This is a genomic window from Saccharopolyspora sp. 6M, from assembly GCF_020176775.1.
GTDB classification, from domain to species: Bacteria; Actinomycetota; Actinomycetes; order Mycobacteriales; family Pseudonocardiaceae; genus Saccharopolyspora_C; species Saccharopolyspora_C gregorii.
Genome location: NZ_JAIUJZ010000190.1, coordinates 1 through 21807 on the forward strand (window position 1 = coordinate 1; position 21807 = coordinate 21807).

Annotated in this window: 20 protein-coding genes; 9 read left to right on the plus strand and 11 right to left on the minus strand. The window is 73.6% G+C overall.

Annotated features, from left to right (window positions below; translation table 11 throughout):
* Nucleotides 1–236: 236 nt before the first annotated feature.
* Entirely contained in the window at nucleotides 237–1484 is a 1248-nt protein-coding gene (locus LCD31_RS22550; RefSeq protein WP_224961016.1) for an NAD(P)/FAD-dependent oxidoreductase, read from the minus strand.
* A 379-nt stretch (nucleotides 1485–1863) separates the two neighbouring features.
* Here LCD31_RS22550 and LCD31_RS22555 point away from each other — a divergent pair, with 379 nt between their 5' ends.
* The 4 genes from LCD31_RS22555 to gdhA all read left to right on the plus strand — a co-directional run bounded on the left by LCD31_RS22555 (nucleotide 1864) and on the right by gdhA (nucleotide 6460).
* Nucleotides 1864–2823: a 2-hydroxyacid dehydrogenase gene (locus LCD31_RS22555; protein ID WP_224961018.1), complete on the plus strand. Its 960-nt coding sequence runs from the start codon at nucleotides 1864–1866 to the stop codon at nucleotides 2821–2823.
* Nucleotides 2824–2953: 130 nt separating this feature from the next.
* The gene (locus LCD31_RS22560) at nucleotides 2954–3265 is read left to right on the plus strand and encodes a hypothetical protein (RefSeq protein WP_224961020.1); all 312 of its coding nucleotides are present in this window, start codon (nucleotides 2954–2956) and stop codon (nucleotides 3263–3265) included.
* Nucleotides 3265–4686 (plus strand): sodium:solute symporter, encoded by a 1422-nt coding sequence (locus LCD31_RS22565; protein ID WP_224961021.1) that lies wholly within the window; start codon nucleotides 3265–3267, stop codon nucleotides 4684–4686. The genes LCD31_RS22560 and LCD31_RS22565 overlap by 1 nt, the downstream gene beginning before the upstream one ends.
* 424 nt (nucleotides 4687–5110) lie before the next feature.
* Nucleotides 5111–6460 (plus strand): NADP-specific glutamate dehydrogenase, encoded by a 1350-nt coding sequence (gene gdhA, locus LCD31_RS22570; protein WP_224961022.1) that lies wholly within the window; start codon nucleotides 5111–5113, stop codon nucleotides 6458–6460.
* Between the two features lie 91 nt (nucleotides 6461–6551).
* Here the strand turns inward: gdhA and LCD31_RS22575 are convergent, their stop codons facing one another.
* The 3 genes from LCD31_RS22575 to LCD31_RS22585 are packed head-to-tail and all read right to left on the minus strand — an operon-like array spanning nucleotide 6552 to nucleotide 9245.
* Nucleotides 6552–7331: an ABC transporter ATP-binding protein gene (locus LCD31_RS22575; protein WP_224961023.1), complete on the minus strand. Its 780-nt coding sequence runs from the start codon at nucleotides 7329–7331 to the stop codon at nucleotides 6552–6554.
* On the minus strand, nucleotides 7324–8358 hold the full coding sequence (locus LCD31_RS22580; protein ID WP_224961024.1) for a glycine betaine ABC transporter substrate-binding protein: 1035 nt from the start codon (nucleotides 8356–8358) through the stop codon (nucleotides 7324–7326). Before LCD31_RS22580 ends, LCD31_RS22575 begins: the two co-directional genes overlap by 8 nt.
* Nucleotides 8359–8381: 23 nt before the next feature.
* Nucleotides 8382–9245 (minus strand): ABC transporter permease, encoded by an 864-nt coding sequence (locus LCD31_RS22585; RefSeq protein WP_224961025.1) that lies wholly within the window; start codon nucleotides 9243–9245, stop codon nucleotides 8382–8384.
* Nucleotides 9246–9571: 326 nt separating this feature from the next.
* On the opposite strand from LCD31_RS22585, the gene LCD31_RS22590 reads away from it, so the two are divergent.
* From LCD31_RS22590 to LCD31_RS22600, 3 genes are read left to right on the plus strand one after another with little or no spacing between them, the layout of a single operon-like run.
* Nucleotides 9572–10516, plus strand: coding sequence for a MetQ/NlpA family ABC transporter substrate-binding protein (locus LCD31_RS22590; RefSeq protein ID WP_224961026.1), 945 nt, complete (start codon nucleotides 9572–9574; stop codon nucleotides 10514–10516).
* On the plus strand, nucleotides 10513–11538 hold the full coding sequence (locus tag LCD31_RS22595; protein WP_224961027.1) for a methionine ABC transporter ATP-binding protein: 1026 nt from the start codon (nucleotides 10513–10515) through the stop codon (nucleotides 11536–11538). The genes LCD31_RS22590 and LCD31_RS22595 overlap by 4 nt, the downstream gene beginning before the upstream one ends.
* Nucleotides 11535–12197: a methionine ABC transporter permease gene (locus tag LCD31_RS22600; protein ID WP_224961028.1), complete on the plus strand. Its 663-nt coding sequence runs from the start codon at nucleotides 11535–11537 to the stop codon at nucleotides 12195–12197. Before LCD31_RS22595 ends, LCD31_RS22600 begins: the two co-directional genes overlap by 4 nt.
* 14 nt (nucleotides 12198–12211) lie before the next feature.
* Here LCD31_RS22600 and LCD31_RS22605 read toward each other — a convergent pair whose 3' ends face one another.
* The 7 genes from LCD31_RS22605 to LCD31_RS29830 form a co-directional block, all read right to left on the minus strand.
* Entirely contained in the window at nucleotides 12212–13774 is a 1563-nt protein-coding gene (locus tag LCD31_RS22605; RefSeq protein ID WP_224961030.1) for an alpha/beta hydrolase, read from the minus strand.
* 54 nt (nucleotides 13775–13828) lie between these two features.
* A complete protein-coding gene (locus LCD31_RS22610) occupies nucleotides 13829–14629 on the minus strand; it encodes an ABC transporter permease (RefSeq protein WP_224961031.1) in 801 nt (266 codons plus the stop codon).
* Nucleotides 14626–15801 carry an ABC transporter substrate-binding protein gene (locus LCD31_RS22615; RefSeq protein WP_224961032.1) on the minus strand — a complete coding sequence of 392 codons (1176 nt, stop codon included), beginning with the start codon at nucleotides 15799–15801 and terminating at the stop codon, nucleotides 14626–14628. The genes LCD31_RS22610 and LCD31_RS22615 overlap by 4 nt, the downstream gene beginning before the upstream one ends.
* Nucleotides 15798–16532: an ABC transporter ATP-binding protein gene (locus LCD31_RS22620; RefSeq protein ID WP_224961033.1), complete on the minus strand. Its 735-nt coding sequence runs from the start codon at nucleotides 16530–16532 to the stop codon at nucleotides 15798–15800. The genes LCD31_RS22615 and LCD31_RS22620 overlap by 4 nt, the downstream gene beginning before the upstream one ends.
* The gene (locus LCD31_RS22625; RefSeq protein WP_224961034.1) at nucleotides 16508–17575 is read right to left on the minus strand and encodes an acyl-CoA dehydrogenase family protein; all 1068 of its coding nucleotides are present in this window, start codon (nucleotides 17573–17575) and stop codon (nucleotides 16508–16510) included. Before LCD31_RS22625 ends, LCD31_RS22620 begins: the two co-directional genes overlap by 25 nt.
* A gap of 1 nt (nucleotide 17576) precedes the next feature.
* A complete protein-coding gene (locus tag LCD31_RS22630; protein ID WP_224961035.1) occupies nucleotides 17577–18110 on the minus strand; it encodes a DUF4242 domain-containing protein in 534 nt (177 codons plus the stop codon).
* An 82-nt stretch (nucleotides 18111–18192) separates the two neighbouring features.
* Nucleotides 18193–18276 (minus strand): putative leader peptide, encoded by an 84-nt coding sequence (locus LCD31_RS29830; RefSeq protein ID WP_374108146.1) that lies wholly within the window; start codon nucleotides 18274–18276, stop codon nucleotides 18193–18195.
* A 55-nt stretch (nucleotides 18277–18331) separates the two neighbouring features.
* Here LCD31_RS29830 and LCD31_RS22635 point away from each other — a divergent pair, with 55 nt between their 5' ends.
* Both LCD31_RS22635 and LCD31_RS22640 read left to right on the plus strand, forming a co-directional pair.
* On the plus strand, nucleotides 18332–18901 hold the full coding sequence (locus tag LCD31_RS22635) for a TetR/AcrR family transcriptional regulator (protein WP_224961036.1): 570 nt from the start codon (nucleotides 18332–18334) through the stop codon (nucleotides 18899–18901).
* 500 nt (nucleotides 18902–19401) lie between these two features.
* The gene (locus LCD31_RS22640; protein ID WP_224961037.1) at nucleotides 19402–21714 is read left to right on the plus strand and encodes a GH92 family glycosyl hydrolase; all 2313 of its coding nucleotides are present in this window, start codon (nucleotides 19402–19404) and stop codon (nucleotides 21712–21714) included.
* Nucleotides 21715–21807 lie beyond the last annotated feature (93 nt).

Consider the following 21807-nt stretch of genomic DNA (forward strand, 5'->3'; position numbering starts at 1 on the left):
GATCTCGTTGGACCAGGTCGAGTCCGCCTTCACCAAGATGCACGACGGAGAGGTCCTCCGTTCGGTGGTGGTGTTCTGACTCGTTCTGCTCGGCGGGACGGATAGCGACTCGTGTTGCGCAGCACTCGGGTGGCGGCGCCCCTGTCGGGCTGGCGGGTGGCAGGCCGCCGAACCGTCCGGTGCGGCGCTGCTGGCAGGCGCTCGGACGCGGCACGGGCGGTGGCGGAACTGCATGCTCACCCGGCCAGGTCGGAAACCCGTTGCGCGCAGTCGCATTCCGGTTCGCCGGAGGTGCGGGCACCGGCGTGTCGCTGCCGCCGGGCGATGAGCTTGGCGGTGGCGCGCGCTTCGGCGGCGATCCGGTGCAGGTGCCCTGCCGGGTGGTTGGTGAAGCCGAGGAAGTGCAGGTCCGGTGCTTCGGTGAGCTCCGGCGCCGCGGGCAGGTCCTGCGGCGTCGACAGCACGTCCGGCCCCACCAACCGGGCCAGCCCGGTCCGGTAGCCGGTGGCGGCGATGACGTGGTCCGGCCGGATGCGGCTGCCGTCGGCGAGCACCACCTGACTGCGGTCCACGCTCGCCACCGCCGGGACCGGCTGCACGCGTCCCTTCCGGACGGCTTCGACGATGCCGCGGTCGTGCACCGGGCTGCTCCCGTCCCGCCGGATCCGCGCGTAGAGCCCTTCCTGCGGGCGCGGCAGCCCGTGCCCGCGCAGGTCCGGGAGCTGAGCTCGGGCGAACGTCCGGGTCAGCAGGTCGGCGGCGGAGGTCGGCGCCTTCGCGAGCAGCACCCCCAGCCGCTGCCACCGGTCCGCCGCGGCGGGCACGATGGTCGGTGGGGTGCGCACCGACCACCAGACCCGGGTGGCGCCGTGCTGGGCGAGGGCCGTCGCGATCTCGGCGCCGCTGTTGCCGCCGCCGACGACGAGGACGTCGCGCCCGAGGTGCCGGTCCGGGTTCCGGTAGCGCGCGGAGTGCAGCAGCAGCCCGGAGAACCCGTCCAGCCCCGGCCAGTCCGGGATGTGCGGGGTGTGGGCGAGCCCGGTCGCGATGACCACCGCCCGCGCCGTCGTGGTCTCGCCACCGGCCCGCAGCCGCCAGCAGCGCTCCCCGCCGATCCGCTCCGCGGGCCACACCCGCTCCACGGTGGTGTTCGGCCGGACGTCCAGCTCGTGCCGCTGGGCGTAGTCCTCCAGGTAGCGCACCAGGTCCGCCCGGGCGACCCACCGCCCGAAGCGGCGCGGGATGCGCATCCCCGGCAGCCGGGACAGCGAGCGCGCGGTGTGCAGCCGCAGGTGGTCGTAGTGGTGGCGCCAGTTCGCCCCGACCTGCGGGCCGCGCTCGAACACGGTGGCCGCGATGCCGCGGCGGGCCAGCTCGGCCGCGACGGCGAGCCCACCGGGCCCGGCGCCGATGATCGCGACGGGGGTCTCCCGGTGGTGGGCGCGGACCTGGTGCCGGCACGTGCGAAGCGGATCGGTGTGCACGCGGACCTCCTGCGAGGTGGGGGGGACGATCACCCCCTACGTCGGCCGGGAGCGGCCTGCTCTGACGCCCGCGAAGATCGGTTCACCCGCTCGTGCCACCGCGCACGCGGAAGATCCACACGACCAGGTTCTCCCGAACCGGGTGCCGTCAGGCGGTGAGCGGGTGGTGGCCGCGCGTCTCGCGCCCGGCCCGGCGCACCCCCGCGGCCGCTTCCGCCGCGCAGCGAGCGCGACCGGCACCGCACCGGACGGCCGTGCGCCGGTGCTCCGCGGCCGAGTCGGAAAAGGCATCGGCGGATGCCGGATCGGTGTTGGAAGCGGCATCGGCGCAGGCCTAGGCTGCGAGCAGCCCCCACCCCGCCGCAGGAGGAACACCCGCATGCCCCAGTCCGCCCCGTCCGGCACCGTCCTCCAGGTCTGCGAGCTGCTGCCGTCGCTGGAGCAGGAGATGGCCGCGCGCTACGACGTGCTGCGGTTGCACGAGCAGCCCGATCCGGCCGCCTGCCTCGCCGAGCGCGGCGCCGACGTGGTCGCCGCGGTGACCAGCGCGCGCTACGGGGTGAGCGACGAGCTGATGGACGCGCTGCCGAAGCTCGGCGCGATCGTCCACTTCGGAGTCGGCTACGAGCGGACCGACGTGGCCCGCGCCCGCGCCCGCGGCATCGACGTCAGCAACACCCCCGACGTGCTCACCGACTGCGTCGCGGACCTCGCGGTGGGCGGGCTGATCGACGTGCTGCGCGGGCTGTCCGCCGCCGACCGCTACGTGCGGCGCGGCGAATGGGTGCCCGGCGGTTTCGGGTTGCGCACCAAGGTCAGCGGCAAGCGCGTCGGCGTCCTCGGGCTCGGCCGCATCGGCCGCGCCATCGCGCGGCGGCTGGAGGGGTTCGGCGCCGAGATCTCCTACCACTCGCGGCGTCCCGTCGACGGCGTCGGCTACCGGTACGCCGGGTCGGCGCGGGAACTGGCCGCCGGGGTGGACGTGCTGGTGATCGCGACCGCCGGGGGAGCGGGGACCAGCGGCCTGGTCTCGGCGGAGGTGCTGGCCGAGCTCGGACCGCGCGGCTACCTGGTGAACATCGCCCGCGGCAGCGTCGTGGACGAACCCGCGCTGGTCTCGGCGCTGGTCGAGGGCAGGCTCGCGGGCGCCGCGCTGGACGTGTTCGCCGACGAGCCGAACGTGCCCGCCGCGCTGCTGGACCGGGACGACGTGGTGCTGCTGCCGCACATCGCCAGCGCCACGCGCGAAACGCGCGAGGCGATGGGCGAGCTGACCTTCCGCAACCTGGAGCGCTTCCTGGCCGAGGGCACCCTGGTCACCCCGGTGCCGCCGAGCTGACCCGCCCCGGGTGACCCCGCGCTCACCCGCACCGCTCCGGGCGGCGGGCGGTTAGCGTGTCCGGCGCACGGTGCGCTGCTCGACCCGCGACGACCGCGGGCGGAGACGGCCACCTGCGCAGGAGGCTGACATGAGCGGACGAGAGCGGAGCGGGCCGCCGAGGCCCGATCCACGCGGCGCGCGGGGAGCGCTGCGGCCCTTCCACGCGGTGCTGGTGCTACCGGTGATCGCGCTGCTGGGCACCCCCTTCTTCCCCTTCGTCAACACCCCGGCGCCCTGGTTCGGGCTGCCGTCGGTGGTGGTGTGGGTGTGCGGCTGGTGCGTGCTGACCAGCCTGCTGCTGGCGTGGGTGCTGCGGCGCGAGGAGCGGGCCGGGCTGATCTCCGGCGACGACCCGGTGGGCCCGGTCGCGGAGAGCGCCGGGGAGGTGGACGCACCGTGATGGCGACCGCGCTGCTCGGCCTGGTGCTGATCGCCGTCGTCGGCCTGCTCGGCAGGCGCGGCGGCGGCTTCGACCTGGCCGCCTGGACCGTCGGGGGCCGCCGCTTCGGCGCGGTGGCCACGTTCTTCCTGCAGGCCGGGGAGATCTTCACGACCTTCACGTTCCTCGGCATCTCCGGGCTGGTGCTCGGCGGTGGCGTGGCCGCGATGTACATGCCCTCGTACCTGGTGCTCGGCTACGTCGGGATGTTCCTGGTGGCGCCGCTGGTGTGGCGGCTGGGCAAGCGCCACGGGTACCGGACGAACTCGGACTACCTGCGCCACCGGTTCCGCAGCCCCGTGCTGGGCGGGCTGACTGCGGTGCTGGCGATCGTGTTCTTCATGCCGGTCATCCAGGTGCAGCTGGTGGGGCTGGGCACGATCGTGTCGTTCATGACCGGTGACGAGCGGACCGGCACGGCGAGCGTCGTGGTGGCGATGCTGCTGGTGCTGCTGTTCGTGCTGTGGTCCGGGTTGCACGGGGTGGCGGCGACCTCGTACCTGAAGGACGTGCTGATGGTGGTGGCGCTGCTGGTGATCGCCGGCGGCGTGCTGCTGGCGCGGCAGCCGGAGGACGGGCTGTTCACCGCCGTGTTCCGGGGCGCGCGGGAACTGCTGACGATCCAGCCCGCGGGTTCCTACGGCACCGCCTGGTACGTGTCGAGCATCCTGGTCAGCGCGGCCGGTTTCGGGGCGATGACGCTGCCGTCGAGCTGGCCCGCGGTGCTGTCGGGGCGCTCGTCGAAGGCGGTGGCGTCGAACCACGTGTTCCTGCCGCTGTACACGGTGGCGGTGGCGATCCCGGTGCTGGTCGGCTTCTACGCGGTCGCCGACGCGACCACCCCGGCCGGCGCGGAGAACGCGGCGCTGCTGGAGCTGGCGCAGCGCACGTTGCCGGCCCCGCTGCTGGCGGTGGTGCTCATCGGCGGCGCGGCCTGCGCGATGGTGCCCGCGGCGGGCGGGCTGATCTGCGTGGCGACGCTGGTGTCGAGCAACCTGGTGCCGTCCGGCATGGCGGAGGGCGCGCGGCTGCGGGCGAGCCGGATCACCGCGGCCGTGGTCTCGGTGCTGGTGCTGGCGTTGACGTTGGGCCGCCCGGACCTGATGGCGAACCTGTACCTGCTGACCTACAGCGGCATGATCCAGCTGGCGCCCGCGAACCTGCTGGCGCTGCGGGAACCGGTGTCGGTGCGCTCCTCGGCGGTGCTCGCGGGTCTCGTCGCGGGGGAGTGCGTGGTGCTGGTGTCCGCGGTGCTGCAGGTGAACCCGTTCGGCGTGAACTCGGGGCTCACCGGCCTGGCGGTGAACCTGCTCGTGCTGGGGGTGGCCGCCGCGGTGCGCCGCCGCTCCCCGGCGCCACCGGAACCGGCTCCGATCGGCTGAACGACCGGCCCGCGAACGGGTCCGCCGGGACGTCCGGCGGACCCGTTCCACTGTGAGCAGGGCCACTCGTGAGCAATGCCACCGGGAAAACGGTCCGCGACTCGCGACTCCGCGCCCGGTGACACGGGTGCGTGCTCGTGCGAAGCTGGGCAACCGGCCCGAAACCCGCCGGAAACCCGCGTGTCCGCCGGTTTTTCGCCGACCCGAGGTAGTGCGAGCGCCGCGGAATCGTGTTTCCGGCGTGTTTCGGGCATGTTTCGGCGGTCGGTTCCGGATGCCGTTCGCGGCGTGAGGGCCGGGATAAGGTCTGCGGCGGCGGGTCGGGCCGCCGCGATACCGAGGCTGGCAGCGGGCCGGGCCCACCGGGTGGCGCACCGGTGCGGACCCCCGCGCGCCGGGCGATCACGAGTTGGAGGAGCGAGCTGTGGCGAATCTCGACGAGAAGCTTCAGGACATCTACGACGAGGTGCTGCACCGCAACCCCGGGGAGGACGAGTTCCACCAGGCGGTGCACGAAGTCCTCGACAGCCTCCGCCCGGTCGTCGCCAAGCACCCCGAGTACACCGACGCCGAGGTCATCCGCCGCCTGTGCGAGCCGGAACGGCAGATCATCTTCCGGGTGCCGTGGGTGGACGACAAGGGTTCGGTGCAGATCAACCGCGGGTTCCGCGTCGAGTTCAACTCCGCGCTCGGGCCGTACAAGGGCGGCCTGCGGTTCCACCCCAGCGTCTACCTGGGCATCGTGAAGTTCCTCGGTTTCGAGCAGATCTTCAAGAACTCGCTGACCGGCATGCCGATCGGCGGCGGCAAGGGCGGTTCCGACTTCGACCCGAAGGGCCGCTCCGACGGCGAGGTCATGCGGTTCTGCCAGTCGTTCATGACCGAGCTGTACCGGCACATCGGCGAGTACACCGACGTTCCCGCCGGGGACACCGGGGTCGGCGGCCGGGAGATCGGCTACCTGTTCGGCCAGTACAAGCGGATCACCAACCGCTACGAGTCCGGGGTGCTCACCGGCAAGGGCCTTAGCTGGGGTGGTTCCCAGGTGCGTCCGGAGGCCACCGGCTACGGCACGGTGTTCTTCGTGGACGAGATCCTGAAGACGTCCGGGGATTCCTTCGACGGCAAGAAGGTCGTCGTGTCCGGTTCGGGCAACGTCGCGCAGTACGCCATCGAGAAGGTGCACCAGCTCGGCGGCACCGTCGTGGCCTGTTCGGACTCCAGCGGGTACGTGGTGGACGAGAAGGGCGTCGACGTCACGCTGCTGCAGGAGATCAAGGAGGTGCGGCGCGCCCGCATCGACGAGTACGCCACCGCCCGCGGCGACGGCGTCCGCTTCATCTCCGGCGGTGCGGCCTGGGACGTGCCGTGCGACATCGCGCTGCCCTGCGCCACCCAGAACGAGCTGGACGCCGACCACGCGGCCGAACTGGTCCGCAACGGCTGCAAGATCGTCGCGGAGGGCGCGAACATGCCCACCACGCCGGAGGCCATCAAGTTCCTGAACGACGCCGGCGTGAAGTTCGCGCCCGGCAAGGCGGCGAACGCGGGCGGCGTCGCGACCTCCGCGCTGGAGATGCAGCAGAACGCCTCGCGGGACTCGTGGACGTTCGAGCACACCGAGCAGCGCCTCGCCGAGATCATGCGCGGTATCCACGACCGCTGCCTGCAGACCGCCGACGAGTACGACGCCCCCGGCAACTACATCGTGGGCGCCAACATCGCGGGCTTCACCCAGGTCGCGGACGCGATGCTGTCCCTCGGCGTCGTGTGATCCGCACCCGCCGGAGCGGCGGACCAGCGAGCTGAACGGCCCGATCGACCACCGCGTCCGGTCGGGCCGTTCCGCTGCGGCAGGTCGCGGCTCAGGCGGGCTGGAGCGCGGCGCGGACGGCGGTGGAGACCTCGCCGCGCAGCCGGGCGAACTCGGCCGAGGCGCGCAGCTCGTCGGCGGGAATCCCGCTGCGCGGCAGCGGAACCGGCAGGTCCAGCTCGACCCGGCCCGGCCGGTTGCTCAGCACGATCACCCTGCTGGCGAGGAAGACCGCTTCGTCGACGCTGTGCGTCACGAACACGGCGCCCTGCTCGGCGTCGTCGGTCAGCGAGCGCAGGTCCTCCTGCAGGCGTTCCCGGGTGAGCGCGTCCAGCGCCGCGAACGGTTCGTCGAGCAGCAGCAGGCCCGGCCGCCCGGCGAGGGCGCGGGCGATGGCGACCCGCTGCTGCTGGCCGCCGGAGATCTCCCAGACGCGCCGCCCGCCGATCTCGGCGAGCCCCACGCGTTCCAACAGCTCCGCGCGCCGCTGCGCCCGCTGCCCGCGCGGCACCCCCGCCCAGCGCAGCGCCGCGTCCAGGTTCCCCGCGACCGAGTGCCACGGGAACAACCGGGGTTGCTGGAACACCACGCCCACGTCGCGGCCGGGCACCGGGGCGCGCCCGTCGAGGGCGACGGTGCCGGTGCTGGGCCGTTCGAAACCGGCGACCAGCCGCAGCAGCGTGCTCTTGCCGGACCCGGACGGGCCCACGATCACCACGAACTCGCCGCGTTCGACGCGCAGGTCCAGCGGCCCGAGCGCGGTGACGGCGTTCGCGCCGCGCCCGTAGGAGCGGGTGGCTCCGGTGATCTCGACGAGGGGTTCATCAGGCATGAACGGGCTCCGGGATGCGCAGGGCTCGCTGGAAGGTCGCGAGGTCGGGCAGGGCGTCGATCTTCTGCTGCGCCAGCAGGAATCCGGCGGTGGCGCGCAGCCGCGCGGCGAGCTCGCCGGGCGCCTGCGGGCTGCCGAAGTACTCGGGGCCGCGCTGCTGTTCCAGGTCGAGGTAGATGTTCTGCCGCAGCTGGCCCAGCGCGTCGTCCACGCTGCTGCCGAGCTGCCTGCTCACCGCCTCGGCGACCGGCCTGGGATCGGTGCGGATCTGCCGGATCGCCGCGTCGGTGGCGTCCAGCCAACCCTGGGCGACGTCGGGGCTGCGGTCGAGGAATTCCCGTGCGGCGACGGCGAAGGTGAGCGTGGGCTCGCCCGCCGCGGCGAGCTGCGCGCTGTCCACCAGCACCGTGCCGTTGCGCCGCAACGCGGTGAGCGTCGGCGTCCACAGGTAGGCGCCGTCGAGGTCGCCGCGCTCCCACGCCGCCTGGATGTTCTGCGGTTCCAGGTCGACGATGTCGACCCCGCCCGGGTCGACGCCGTGCTGCCGCAGCGCGGCGAGCAGGCTGTAGTGCGCGGTGGAGCTGAACGGAGCGGCGACCTTGCGCCCGGTCAGGTCCGGGATCGCGCGGATGCCGCGGTCGCCGCGCACCACCAGCGCCTCGCTGCTGCCGATCACGTTGAGCAGCTGGATCACCTGGTACGGCACGGCCAGCGGCGGGCTGAGCGCCTGCGCGGCGGGACTGCTGCCGATGACGGCGATGTCCAGCGCCCCGCTGAGGAACGCGGTGTTGATGCTCGCGCCGGAGTCGAACGCGGTCCACTGGAACTCGTGGTCCGGGAACCGCTGCTCCAGGGTGCGCTGCTCCTTGACGAGCAGGGTGCTGTCGGCGAAGTTCTGGTAGGCGATGCGGACCTCGCGGGCCTTCTCCTCCTCGGACTCGCCGCCGACGCCGCACGCGCTGAGCGCGGGGACGGCCGCGGCGGCGCCGAACAGGCCGAGCGCGGCGCGCCTGCTGAACCGGTGCACGGGTTCTCCTCTCACGGGGGTGGTCAGACGCGGCTGCGCCACGGGGACAGCGACTGGCGGACCGCGACGATCAGCAGGTCGATGACGAGGCCGGTGATGCCGATGACGAACAGGCCGAGGATCACCACGGCGGTCTGGTTGTAGCGCTGGGCGTTGAGCACCATGCCGCCGAGCCCGTCGGCGCCGTTCACGGTCTCCGCGGCCACCACCGACCCGTAGGCGATGCCGACGGCCAGCCGGACGCCGGTGAGGATCTCGGGCACCGACGCGGGCAGGATCACCGAGGCGATCACCTGCGCCCGGTTCGCGCCGAGTGCTTCGGCGGCCTCCACGTACTGCTTGCCGACCCCGGTGACCGCGGCGGCGGTCGCCACGGCCACGGGCGGGAACGAGGCCACCATCAGCAGGTACACCTTGGGTTCCTCGTCGATGCCGAACCAGATGACCAGCAGGCTCAGGTAGGCCAGCGGCGGCAGCGCGCGGATGAAGGTGACCAGCGGCTCCAGCATCACCCGCACCGGCCGGACCAGACCCATCACCAGGCCGAGGACGATGCCGATCAGGACGCCGTACCCGACTCCGTAGGCCAGCCTGCGCAGGCTCACCGCGAGGCGTTCCAGCAGCGTGTAGCCGGCGTAACCGGACTGGCCGTTGCCGGCGTCGCTGGTGGACAGCAGCTGCGCCCACACCTGGGCGGGCGCGGGCACGATCTGCTCGGGCCAGATCCGGAGCACGGCGACGAGCTGCCACACCAGCACCAGCACCACGACGGCGCCGAGCCCCAGCAGCGGGCCGCTCAACGGGCGCAGCGCGCTCAGCACCCGGTTCGCGGCGCCGGCCCCGGCCGGTCCGGAGGTGTCCCGTGGTCTTCCATCCTGCTTCAGCACGGCGTGCAACGTAGGCACTGCTCCTCGGGTCGGGCAACGCGTCCCGAATCCCGGGACGGACCAGGTCGATCCGAAACGTCCACAGTGGATCGTCAGGCCGGTGGTGATCGCCGGAGGGCGGGGGCGCGCGATCGGTCCGCGCAGATCACCTGCGCGCACCCGGCGGCCCGGCGCCGCGGACGGCGCCCAGCACACCTGCGGCCGCGCGGGCAAGGGGGCGGCCTGTGATTCCAGATCCTGGCACGGTTTCCGCGGAGGCCGGGCTCCGGTGCATCGTTGCGGCATCTCGCCGCGGAGGCCCGCGCACGCCCACTGGGAGGTCCACCATGTCCGCAAGAGCCGCAGACGAACTGCCGGAGAAGCCGCGGCGGAGTCGCCGGGGGTTGCTGGTGGCGGGCCTCGCACTCGTCGTGGTGCTGATCGCCGGTGCGGTGTTCGCCGCGCTCGGCACGGCGGGATCCGACGGGGCGGACGGCCGGATCACGGTGCGCATCGGGGCCACGGACGCGAGCAAGGAGTACTGGACGACGTTCCGGCAGCTCGCCGCCGAGCACGGGATCGACCTGCGCACCGTCGCCTTCAGCGACTACAACCAGGCGAACCCGGCGCTCGCGCAGGGCCAGATCGACGTGAACCTGTTCCAGCACCTGCTGTTCCTCGCCGATCACAACGCGGCGACGGGCGACACTCTCACCCCGATCGGCTCCACCTCCGTCGTCCCGCTGAACCTGTACTCCCGGCGGCACGCCGACCTCGCCGACATCCCGGCCGGCGGCACCGTCACCATCCCGAACGACGCGACGAACCAGGCGCGGGCGCTGCTGGTGCTCCAGCAGGCCGGGCTGATCTCGTTGCGGGGCGGGGGAAATCCGCTGTCGACCGTCGCCGAGATCGACGCGGCCGCGTCGAAGGTGCGCGTGCTGCCGGTGGACGCGGCGCAGACGGTGGCCTCGTTGCCGTCGGCCGATGCGGCGGTCGTGAACAACAACTACGCCCTGGACGCGGACCTCGACCCGTCCCGCGCGCTGTTCGGCGACGACCCGGCCGGGCCCGCCGCGCAGCCTTACACCAACGTGTTCGTCACCCGCGCCGAGGACGCCGACGACCCGACGTACGCGAAGCTCGTGGAGTTGTACCGGGACGAACGGGTCGCCGGCCAGGTGGCCGCGGATTCCCGCGGCACCGCGGTGCCGGTGCGGCGCTCCCCGGCGGAGCTGCGGGCGATCCTGGCGGAGCTGACCGACGAGGTGCGCGCGGCGGGCGACCGGTGAGCCCGCTCATCGAGTTCCGCGGCGTCGGCAAGACGTTCGGTTCAGGCTCCCGGGCTGTCACCGCGCTGGAGGGCATCGACCTGTCCGTCGAATCCGGGGAGGTGTTCGCGGTGATCGGGCACTCGGGCGCAGGCAAGAGCACGCTCGTGCGGCTGATCAACGCGCTGGAGCGGGCCGACTCGGGGACCGTGCTGGTCGGCGGCACCGACATCACCGGCCTGCCCGAACGGCGGCTGCGGCAGGTCCGGCGCGGCATCGGCATGGTCTTCCAGCAGTTCAACCTGCTGCGTTCCCGGACCGCGTTCGGCAACGTGGCCTACCCGTTGAAGGTCGCGGGCTGGGATCCGGCCCGGCGCGAGGAGCGGGTCGCGGAGCTGCTGCGGTTCGTCGGCCTGCTGGACAAGGCGTGGCACTACCCGGACCAGCTGTCCGGGGGCCAGCAGCAGCGCATCGGGATCGCCCGCGCGCTGGCGACGAACCCGGAGATCCTGCTCGCCGACGAGGCCACCAGCGCGCTCGACCCGGAGACCACCGGGGAAGTGCTGGACCTGCTCGGGCGGATCAACGCCGAGCTGGGCGTCACGATCGTGGTGATCACCCACGAGATGGACGTGGTGCGGCGGATCGCCGATCGGGTCGCGGTGCTCGACGCGGGCAGGCTCGTCGAGCAGGGCCGGGTGGCGGACGTGTTCGCGAACCCGGCGGCGGAGACCACGCGGCGGTTCGTGCGCACCGTCCTGCCCGATCGGCCCAGCGACGCCGAGCTGGCGCGGCTGCGGGCCAGGAATCCCGGCCGGCTGGTGACCGCCCGGATCGGCGGCGAGCAGCGGGTCGGCGCGGTGCTCTCGGCGGCCCTCGCCGAGCACCGGGTTCGGTTCGAGGTCGTGCACGGCGGCGTCGAGGAACTCGGCGGCGACGCGTTCGGCAGGCTCACCTTGGAGCTCGCCGGCGCGGACGAGGACGTGGACGCGCTGATCGCCGCCCTGCGCGCGGTCACCGACGTGGAGGAGCTCGCGGCGTGAACATCGACTGGGACACCATCGGACCGGTGCTGCTGAGCTCCGTCGCCCAGACCATCGGGATGGTGCTGGTGACGATGCTCGTCGGCGGATTCCTCGGGCTGGTGCTGGGAATCCTGCTGCACACCACCAGGGTAGGCGGCCTGCTCGCGAACCGCGCGGTGTTCACCGCGCTCAACCTGCTGGTGAACATCATCCGGCCGATCCCGTTCATCATCTTCATCACCGCGATCGGTCCCGTGACGCTGGCCGTCGTCGGCACCACGCTCGGCACCCCGGCGGCGACGTTCGCGCTGGTCGTGGCCGCGACGTTCGGGATCTCCCGCATCGTGGAGCAGAACCTCGTCGGCATCGACCCCGGCGTGATCGAGGCGGCGCGGGCGATGGGGGCGAGTCCGCTGCGGATCATCGGCACGCTGCTGGTGCCGGAGGCGCTGGCGCCGCTGATCCTCGGCTACACCTTCGTGTTCGTCGCGGTCGTGGACATGACGGCGGTGGCCGGGGCGGTCGGCGGTGGCGGGCTCGGCGACTTCGCGATCACCTACGGGTACCAGCGCTTCGACTGGACGATCACCGCCATCGCAGTGCTGATCATCATCGTGCTGGTGCAGGCGGCCCAGTTCGTCGGCAACCGGCTCTCCCGCGCGGCGCTGCGGCGCTGAGCCGCGTCCGGTGCTCAGCCGAGCGGGCTGACGGCGGCCAGCGGCCAGCCGAGCAGCACGCCGCCGGCGACGGCGGGCAGCCACCACGCGGCACCGGTCCGGGCGAGCGCCGCCGCCCACGCGAGGTGCCAGAGCAGCAGCGCCCCCAGCAGCGGCGCGATCAGCAGCACGAAGCTCGGCAGCACTCCCGCGACCGCGCACACCCCGACCCCGAGCAGCGCGGCGACCAGCACCGCCGCCCGCACCGCGTCCTGCCGCGGGCCGGTCCGTCCGCGGGCCGCGAACTCCGCTGCGGCGCAGGCGATTCCGCAGGCGACGACGACCAGCGGGGTCCACCACCAGCGCGCACCGTGCGGCACCGGCTCGGCCAGCGCGATCCCGATGGGCGCGGCCACGGCGAGCAGCGCGCAGCAGATGACCGCCGCCGGCCGCCAGGCCGCACCGGACCCTCCACATCGGACACCTCGGACATCTCGGACGTCGTGCGCGCTGCGGGCGCCTCGGCCCAGCACCGCGCAGCTCCCGAGCCCGAACAGGACGAGGAACAACCCGATCTCGCCGCCCACCGCCAGCGGGGACCAGCCACCCGGCGCCAGCACCGAGCCCGCCGCGGCGAGCACGAGCCCGGCCACGACCGCGGCGGCGACCGCGGGCACCGACGGCGCCGACCCCGACCCCGACCCCGGCTCCGGTTCCGGTCTCGCCGAGCCGAACAGCCGGCGCGCGAAGGGGAGTAAACCGACCGCGAACGCGGCCCACAGCAGGACCGCGGGCCACAACCGCTCGCCCGCCGCGACCCGCACCGGCGCGGACACCTGCAGCGAGTCCTGCAGCCAGCGCGCCGCCGCCGCGTGGGCCCGCGGCGCGAAGAGGATCGCGAGGTGCTCGGCGCCCGCGACGGTGCCGCCCCGCCGGGCGTTCTCCCGCGCCGGATCGGCGGGCGCGCCCCACACCGCGTCGGGGCGCCCGGCGCGCAGGGCCTGCTCGGCCGCGCGGTGGAACACCGGGAACTCGAACTGCCCGGTGAGCAGCAGCAGGTCCGCGGGCAGCGCCGGGTCCGGTGGGATATCGGAGCCGGGCAGCGACACGGCCACCGTCGCGGCGATCCCGGGATGCTCCGCCGCGTACCGGTGCACCGCACCGGCCCCCATGGAATGGCCGACCAGCCCGATCCGCTCCGGATCGACTCCGGGCGTCCGCCGCAGCAGACCGACGGCCGCATCGAGGTCCGCCGCCAGCCGCACCTCCCGCTCCGGTCCGTCGGGCAGCGGCGCCGGATTCGCCCCGTGCCCGGCGAAGTCCGGCAGCGCGACGACGAACCCGGACCGCGCCAGCGTCGTCCCCCAGTCGGCCATCAGGCGGCGGCTCGCGGCGTGCCCGTGCGCCACCACCACTCCCGGAGCGGACCCGGCCGACGCGGCGGGGCGCACCAGGTCGACCGGCACGCCGTCGACGACGGCGCTCGTGCGCACCACACCGGAATCGACCCTGGCGAGCCCGAGACCCGCCCCGGCGGCCAGCAGCACGACCAAGGCGGGAACCAGCCACGACGAAGCGCGACGCGCGACGTTCACCACGCCGAGATCGTCCCACGGGGCGCGGCGGTGATCACGCGCGCGGCGGGTCCGCGCTCACCGCCGCGGGCGCAGCAGCGTGCGGGCGAGGGCGTCGAGGAGGTAGCCGAGGACGCCGATCACCAGGATCACCGCCATCACCTGGTCGTAGGCGAGCTGGTCGCGGGAGTTGAGGATCTGGTACCCCAGCCCGGAATCCACGCCGAGCATCTCCGCGGGCACCAGCACCACCCACGCGATCCCGAGCGCCAGCCGCAGCCCGGTCAGCACGTGGGTGCGGGCGGTCGGCAGCACCACGCTGGTGAGCACCTCGAACCGGGTCGCGCCGAGCGACCGCGCCACCCGGACGTGACCGGGTGAGACGGCGTGCACCCCGGCGGCGGTGTTGAGCACGATCGGCCACACCGCCGCGGCCGCCACCAGGAACGTCACCGGCCGGTGCCCGATGCCGAACACGGCCACCGCGATCGGAGCCCAGGACAGCGGCGAGATCATCCGCAGGAACTGGAACACCGGCCGCGTCGCCCGCTCCACCACGTCCAGCGACCCGACCAGCAGCCCGACCGGGACGCCGACGACCGCGGCGATGAGCATGCCCAGCAGCAGCCGCCACAGGCTGGCCGCCACGTCCGGCAGCAGCACGCCCCTGGCCAGCAGGTCGCCGATCGCGGGCACCGCGTGCTGCGGGGCGAACGCCGTGAGCAGCCGGTCGCCGGTGAGCACGTCGGTCACCAGCCACCACACCGCGACGGCCACCAGCACCGCCACCAGCGGCGGCCCGGCCCGGTGCGCGAGGCCCGGCCGGTCGGTCCGGGCGGGGCTCGTGTCCTCGGCGCCGCGCGGGGAGAGCGTGGTCATGCGGGGTTCACCTCTTCGCTGCGGGTCAGGGAGCCGGGCAGGCCGAACGCGGCCGGTCCGCCGAGGCGGCGCAGGCTGCCGCGCACGAACCGGTCGTCGACGAGCTGCCCGTGCACCTCGTCGGTGCGGAGGCCGTCGAGGAACCGGGTGTCGCCGTCGACGACCGTGGTGCGCATCGATTCGACGAGTTCCGCGGTGAACCCGGGGAACGGGAACGGCTGGAAGCCGATGCGCTGCCCGGCCCACGCCGGGTGGTGCAGCGCGTGCGGGTAGGGGGCCGCCGGATACTGCAACGCCTTCGACACCGCCTTCAGCGGCTGCGGCAGGTAGTTCCCGCCGGTGAGCGCCCGCGCGCCGCCCGCCCGGTCGCGGGCGAGGCCGAGCTGGGTGAGCGCCAGCGCGTCCACCAGGCCCTGCACCCGGCCCGGTGCGGTGTCCAGCAGGTCCTGGTGCGCGAGCACCACGCAGCAGGCGTGGTCGCGCCACACGTCGCCGACGAACCGCAGGATGCGCCCCACGCCCTTGATCTCGGCGATCGCGTTGAACGGGTCGGCCACGATGTAGCCGCCGACGGAGCCGCCGTCCAGCGCGGGGACCATGTCGGAAGGGCTCATCACCACCAGTTCCACCGTGCCGTCCGCGGCGGAGGGCTGCTGCCGCACCACCGGGGTGAGCCCGGCGGCGCGCAGCATCCGCTGCAGCACGATGTTGTGGATGGACCACCAGAACGGGATGGCGACCTTGTGCCCGGCGAGCTGCTCGACGCGCTCGACGTCGCGGCGCACGGTGAGCGCCGAGCCGTTCGTGTGGTTCCAGGCCAGCACCCGGCAGTCGGCGCCCATCGCGTACCGCAGCTGCACCGCGAACGGCATCAGCAGGTGCACCACGTCGACCTGCCGGGTGAGGAACGCTTCGGCCAGCGACGCCCAGCTGCGGAACCTCACCGGCCGCGCCGCACCGGTGCCGTGCTCGTCGAGCAGGCCGCTGCCGTGCGCGAGCAGCAGCGGTGCCGCGTCGGTGATCGGCAGGTAGCCGATGCGCAACGCGGTGGAGGAGACATCGCGGTGCCGCGCCGCGTTCAGCCCGAGGTCGGTGGCGGCGCCGAGCCCGGCGGCCGCGCCCAGCGCCCCGGCGCCCAGCAGCAGCGACCGGCGCGACCACAGCGGACTCATCGGGCCGCTCCCGCCGCGACGGGGCTCGCCGGGTAGTGCGCGAGCAGTTCCGCCCGCAGCGGGCCGTCCGCGGTACCGGGGGAGTTCGGCCATTCCCGCGCCACCGCACCGGTTCCGTCGAGCATCGCGATCCGGTCGGCGACCAGCAGCGCCTCGTCCACGTCGTGGGTGACCAGCACCGAGGTGAGCCCGAGGTCGTCGGTGCTCGCCCGCACCCACCGCTGCAGGTCGGCGCGCGCCGCCGGGTCGAGCGCGCTGAACGGTTCGTCGAGCAGCAGCAGCGCCGGGCCGATCGCCGCCGCCCGCGCGACCGCGACCCGTTGCGCCTGCCCGCCGGAGAGCCGGTCCGGGTAGGAGTCGGCGAGTTCGGCGAGCCCCAGCCGCTCGACCAGCCCCGCCGCCCAGTCCGGCGAGAACCGCGGCCGGTTGGTCCGGTAGCGGCCGCCGAGCAGCACGTTGTCCCGCACGGTCAGCCACGGCATCAGGTGCGGCTGCTGGAACACGGCGCCGATCGGCGGCCGCGCGCCACCGGCCCACTCCAGCGCGCCGCCGTCGAGGGATTCGAGCCCGGCGAGGATCCGCAGCAGCGTGGACTTCCCGCAGCCGCTGGGGCCCAGCAGCACCACGAACTCCCCGTCCCGCACCACCAGGTCCAGTCCGTCGAGGACCTTGCGGTGGTGCGGCGGGTACGACTTCTCCGCGCCGCTCAGGCGGACCGTGACAGTTCCCACCGCAGTTGTCCTTCCGTCGGGGCCTGGATCGGGAGGAAGGCGGCCTCGCGCAGCCTGCGGCTCGTCGGGCTGGTGGCGGCGTAGCCGCGGCCACCGGTGACCGCCGCTTCCAGCCTGCTCGCCGCACCGGCCGTGCGCGCCGCGTCCAGCCGCAGCCGCAGCAGGTCCGCGGGCCGCTGCGGGACGCGGGCGAACTCGAACAGCCGGGACCGCACCGAATCGTGCGCGGCGGCGAGCTCGTCGAAGTCCGGGCGGAACTCGGCGTTCAGCCCGTCCAGCGCCGTCGCCGCCTGCCGCCGGGACGCGCCCGCGAGCCCGGCGCAGAACGCGCTCTGCACCAGCAGGAACGTCGGCCGGACCGCGCGCACGAAACCGGTCAGGTCGGTGCTGAGCACGTCCGCCGCCGGCACGTCCACTTCGGTCAGCGCCACCGACGAGGAGCCGGTCGCACCGAGCGCCAGCAGCTCGGGTGCCGAGTGGACGGTCACCCCGGGGTCGCCGACGCGCAGCACCGCGATCAGCCCGCCGCCGTCGGCGAACCGGGCGGGGACCACCACGAGCGCGTCGTCGAACAGGTTCGACGCCCAGCGGATCGGCCCGGTCAACCGCACCCCGGTGCCGGTCCGCTCGGCCAGCACCGGCACCGGTTCGATCCCGGCGACGTGCTTCATGGCGGGCGCCATCGCGGTGACGCCGATCCGCGAGCCGGTGCGCAGCCCGTCCAGTTCCCGCGCCGCTGCCGCGTCGGCGGGACCGCGGGCCACGTACTCGACGACCATCCGCTGCGCCCACAGCGAGAACGCCGAGGACAGGCAGCCGGCCGCGACGTCCTCGACGAGCAGCAGCATCGTGGCGAGGTCGCCGCCGCAGCCCGGCGCGCCGAGCTCCAGCAGCCCGCGTTCCCCGAGGAACCGCAGGCCGGGCCGCACGTCGGCGTCGCCGCGGTCGAGCGCCGCCGCGCGGTCGGCGAAGTGCTCGGCGATCTCGGCGCGGCCCGGGTGGTCCGCGGGCGCGCCGGTCCGGTCGGTGTGCGCGGCCGTCATGTCAGCCCCGGTCCAAGGTGTGCAACCGGTCGATGGGCGTGCTCACGGCGTCGCGCGCCTTGCGCACCACGCCCTCGTCGGGTGCGTCGTAGAGGCACAGGCACTTGGCCATGTCCTCGCGCACGTAGGTGCGCAGGAACGTCACCTCGGGCACCTCGGCGTACTTGGGCGCCTTGGCCTTCTTGTTCGCCAGGTAGGTGTCCATGTCCAGGTCGGCGGGGAAGTCCCACTCGACGAGGTAGCCGGCTTCGGGGCGGGCGGCCTTGACCTCGGCGAGGTCGGCGCCGACCAGGCGGACCAGGTGCGGGCCGGAGAGCTCGGCGACCTCGGGCAGCTGCTCGCCGCGGAGGGTGGCGAGGTCGGCGTCGTCCGCGGCCTCCACCACGGCGAACACCCGGTCCCGCGCGCCGGTGACCTGCGATTCGATCAGTTCGGCACCCGCTTCGCGCGCGGCGGTGTCGAAGGCGGCGAGCAGCTGCTCGGTCCGCTGGCGGGCGTCGTCGGCGGGCACGATCTCGTACAGGAACAAGGACATGGCGGGGCCTCCGTGCGGGCAGGGGGATGCGCGGCAGCGGACGACGGCTCACGTCGTCCGCGCGATGTCGCGAGAGGGGGGTTCAGGCCAGGGGAGCGGGACAGATCGCGCTGGCGACGCGGAGCAGGTCCACCTGCAACCGCCGCACGAGCTCCGAACCTGGCATGCCACCACCCTAGGCCTAGACCGATCGTTCTGTCCATCGATGTTAGGCTGTGTCCATGGCCACCACGCGATCCGGCGCAGCCGCTCCCGCCCAGCGACTCCTGGACGCGGCCGGAACCCTGTTCGTGCGGGAGGGCATCCGCGCGGTCGGCATCGACCGGGTGCTCGCCGAAGCCGGGGTCGCGCGCGCCAGCCTCTACCACGCCTACGGCTCCAAGGACGGCCTCATCGCCGCCTACCTCGACGACCAGGACGAGGCCGACCGCGGCAAGTGGGAGAAGGCCGCCGCCGAACTGGACTCGCCGCGCGAGAAGGTCCTGGCGCTGTTCGACCTCGCGCACGGCGCCGCGCTGGACCGCCGGTTCCGCGGTTGCCTCTACCTCAACGCCGCCACCGAGTTCCCCGATCCGCAGCACCCGGCGCGCGCCGCCATCGACCGGCACCGCGCCTGGCTGCACGAGCTGCTCGTGGACCTCGCCGGGCGGTCCGGGGCCGCCGATCCCGAGGCGACCGCCGAGCGGATCCGGCTGATCTACGACGGCGCGGTCGCGGGGTCCAAGTTCAGCCGCGGCACCGAACCGATCGAACTGGGCAAGCGGCTCGTCGCCGAGCTCCTTCCCGGCTGACCGCCATTCCCGGGAAATCCCCTTCCATTCTGGGAAAAACGGGAGCGCGGTCGCCCGCATTGCCCTGAACGGATGGAAACGCGTCCGGAATCCGCTGCTCCGGGCGGCGCGCGGGACGCGGATGATTGCCGCCGCCGAGTCCGGTCTGTACGGTTGATCTCACCGCGATGGACAACGTTGTCATGGGGGATCTGTGCGCGATCCGGGCCGTTCTTCCCGCCTCCTGCGCGGATTCCGCATGGCGTTCCCGGTGGCCGGGTCGCCGTCGCGGCCGGGTCGCCTGCCGCCGCACTCGCCGCCGAACCCGCCTCGATGACCATCGGGAATCCGCGGCCGGAATGCGGTCCGCGATTTCCCGCTCGCGCGCCGGAAGAAGTCCGTGGAACTCCTTCTTCCCGCGCGGAATTCCGATTCCGCGTCCCCCTTCGGCATCGGGGTGCCGGACGTTCCCGCTCGTTTCCGTACCACGCCGCACCACCACCTCCGAGGAGAGGAGCACGATGCGCACCTCCAGGCGCAGACGCACGTCCGGCCGGAGCCGATCGCTGCTGGCCGGCGCCGTCGGGCTGGTCACCGCGCTGGCCCTGCCGGGCTCCGCGGTCCCGGCCGTCGCGGGCCCGGCCGCACCCGGCGTCGAAGACCCGGCGCAGTACGTCAACCCGTTCACCGGCACCAAGCCCGGTGGTCCCGACTTCGGGCACGGCGGGGGAGCGGGCAACACCTTCCCCGGTGCGGTCGCGCCGTTCGGGATGATGCAGTGGAGCCCGGACACCGCCGAGTACCAGCACGGCGGCTACCAGTACGAGGACGACCGGATCCGCGGGTTCAGCCTCACCCACATCTCCGGCGCGGGGTGCGGGGACTTCGGCAACATCCCGTTCCTGCCGGTGCTCGGTGACGCCCCGGTGCAGGACCACCCGTTCTCGCACGAGAACGAATCGGCCTCGCCCGGCGCCTACGACGTCACCTTCGACAACGGGCTGCGCACCGAGCTGACCGCGACCCAGCGGGCCGGCGTCGCGCGGTTCACCTATCCCGAGGGCGAGACCGCCTCGCTGTCGATCGACGCGGCGAAGGCGTTCAACGACGCCGAGGGCTCGCTGACCATCGACGGCAACACCATCAGCGGCTACAGCGACGGCGGCGGTTTCTGCGGCGGCTCCAACGAATACCGCGTCTACTTCCACGCCGAGTTCGACCACGACTTCACCAGCAGCGGCGTCGTGCGCGACGGCCGGGTCGACACCTCGGCGAAGGAGATCTCCGGTTCGGGTACCGGGGCCGCGAACGAGCAGCAGGCGCAGGACGACGGCGCGCAGGCCTTCGTCTCCTTCGACCCGGGCGCCGAGCGCACCGTGACCGCCCGCGTCGGGCTGTCGTTCGTCAGCCTGGACGGCGCGAAGGCCAACGCCGCCGAGGAGCTCGGCGACCGCGGCTTCGACCAGGTCCGCGACGGCACCCGCGCGGCGTGGAACGAGCTGCTCGGGCGGATCGACGTCGGCGGCGGCAGCGAGCAGGACCGGCGGCGGCTCTACACCGGGCTCTACCACTCGCTGCTGCACCCCAACGTGTTCAGCGACGTCGACGGGAACTACACCGGCTTCGACGGCGAGGTGCACCGGGCCGAGCCGGGCCACGCCCAGTACGCCAACTACTCCGGCTGGGACGTGTACCGCTCGCAGACCCAGCTGGTCGCGCTGATCGCGCCCGACATCGCCTCGGACATCGCGCAGTCCGCGGTGAACCAGTCCGCGCAGGGCGGCTACTTCGACCGCTGGACCGTCGCCAACGGCGGCACCGGCGTGATGACCGGCGACCCGCTGCCGATCATGATCTCCAGCGCGCACGCGTTCGGCGCCACCGACTTCGACACCGGCCGGGCGCTGGAGCGGATGCGCGCCGGGGCGACCAACGAGGACGAGCGGCCGGTGCACGAGCAGTACGGCGAACTCGGTTACATCCCCGCCGAGGACGAGGAATCGTGGGGCTCGGTGTCGACGACGCTGGAGTACACCGGCTCCGACTTCGCCATCTCCCAGTTCGCCGACCGGATCGGCGACACCGGCGCGCGCGACGAATTCCAGCAGCGCGCGCGGAACTGGCAGAACCTGGTCAACCCGGACAGCGGCTGGATCCAGCCGCGCAAGGCCGACGGCTCCTGGCCCGAGTTCGACCTCGCCCAGCAGGACGGCTACGTGGAGGGCAACGCCGCCCAGTACGCCTGGATGGTGCCGTTCGACCACCAGGGGCTGTTCGACCGGATGGGCGGGAACGAGCAGGCGGGGGCGCGGCTCGACGAGTTCTTCGCCGAGCTCAACGCCGGACCGGACGAACCGCACGCCTACCTCGGCAACGAACCGTCGGCGAACACCCCGTGGGCCTACGCCTACGCCGGGCAGCCGCACAAGACGCAGGACGTGGTGCGCCGCTCGCTGACCGAGCTGTTCAGCGCCGAACCGGACGGCCTCGTCGGCAACGACGACCTCGGCCAGATGTCGTCCTGGTCGGTGTGGGCGGCGCTGGGCATGTACCCGGAGGCGCCGGGCCGCGCGGACCTCGTGCTGGCCAGCCCGCTGTTCCCGTCGATCAGCATCGACCGGGGCAACGGCACCACCATCACCGTCAACGCCCCCGACGCTTCGCAGGACGCGAAGTACGTGCAGGACCTGTCGGTGAACGGGGAGCGGACCGGGAAGCCGTGGCTGTCCGAGCGGTTCGTCGCCGAGGGCGGCACGCTCGACTACGCCCTGGGCACCGAGCCGAACACCGGGTGGGGCAGCGCGCCCGAGGACGCGCCGCCGTCGTTCGGCTGATCCGCTCGTCTTGATCGCGGGGGGGGGGGGCCCGGGGGCCGGGGGGGGGGGGGGGGGGGGGACCCCCCCCCAACCGCCCACCGCCGGCAAGAA

Bases quoted from the DNA above. Each gene is read 5' to 3' on its own strand.
- LCD31_RS22590 (WP_224961026.1), top strand. From the start codon at position 9,572: ATGTCCGCAAGAGCCGCAGACGAACTGCCGGAGAAGCCGCGGCGGAGT.
- LCD31_RS22630 (WP_224961035.1), bottom strand. From the start codon at position 18,110: ATGTCCTTGTTCCTGTACGAGATCGTGCCCGCCGACGACGCCCGCCAG.
- LCD31_RS22635 (WP_224961036.1), top strand. From the start codon at position 18,332: ATGGCCACCACGCGATCCGGCGCAGCCGCTCCCGCCCAGCGACTCCTG.
- LCD31_RS22560 (WP_224961020.1), top strand. From the start codon at position 2,954: ATGAGCGGACGAGAGCGGAGCGGGCCGCCGAGGCCCGATCCACGCGGC.
- LCD31_RS22625 (WP_224961034.1), bottom strand. From the start codon at position 17,575: ATGACGGCCGCGCACACCGACCGGACCGGCGCGCCCGCGGACCACCCG.
- LCD31_RS22555 (WP_224961018.1), top strand. From the start codon at position 1,864: ATGCCCCAGTCCGCCCCGTCCGGCACCGTCCTCCAGGTCTGCGAGCTG.
- LCD31_RS22615 (WP_224961032.1), bottom strand. From the start codon at position 15,801: ATGAGTCCGCTGTGGTCGCGCCGGTCGCTGCTGCTGGGCGCCGGGGCG.
- LCD31_RS22565 (WP_224961021.1), top strand. From the start codon at position 3,265: ATGGCGACCGCGCTGCTCGGCCTGGTGCTGATCGCCGTCGTCGGCCTG.
- LCD31_RS29830 (WP_374108146.1), bottom strand. From the start codon at position 18,276: ATGCCAGGTTCGGAGCTCGTGCGGCGGTTGCAGGTGGACCTGCTCCGC.
- LCD31_RS22610 (WP_224961031.1), bottom strand. From the start codon at position 14,629: ATGACCACGCTCTCCCCGCGCGGCGCCGAGGACACGAGCCCCGCCCGG.
- LCD31_RS22640 (WP_224961037.1), top strand. From the start codon at position 19,402: ATGCGCACCTCCAGGCGCAGACGCACGTCCGGCCGGAGCCGATCGCTG.
- LCD31_RS22575 (WP_224961023.1), bottom strand. From the start codon at position 7,331: ATGCCTGATGAACCCCTCGTCGAGATCACCGGAGCCACCCGCTCCTAC.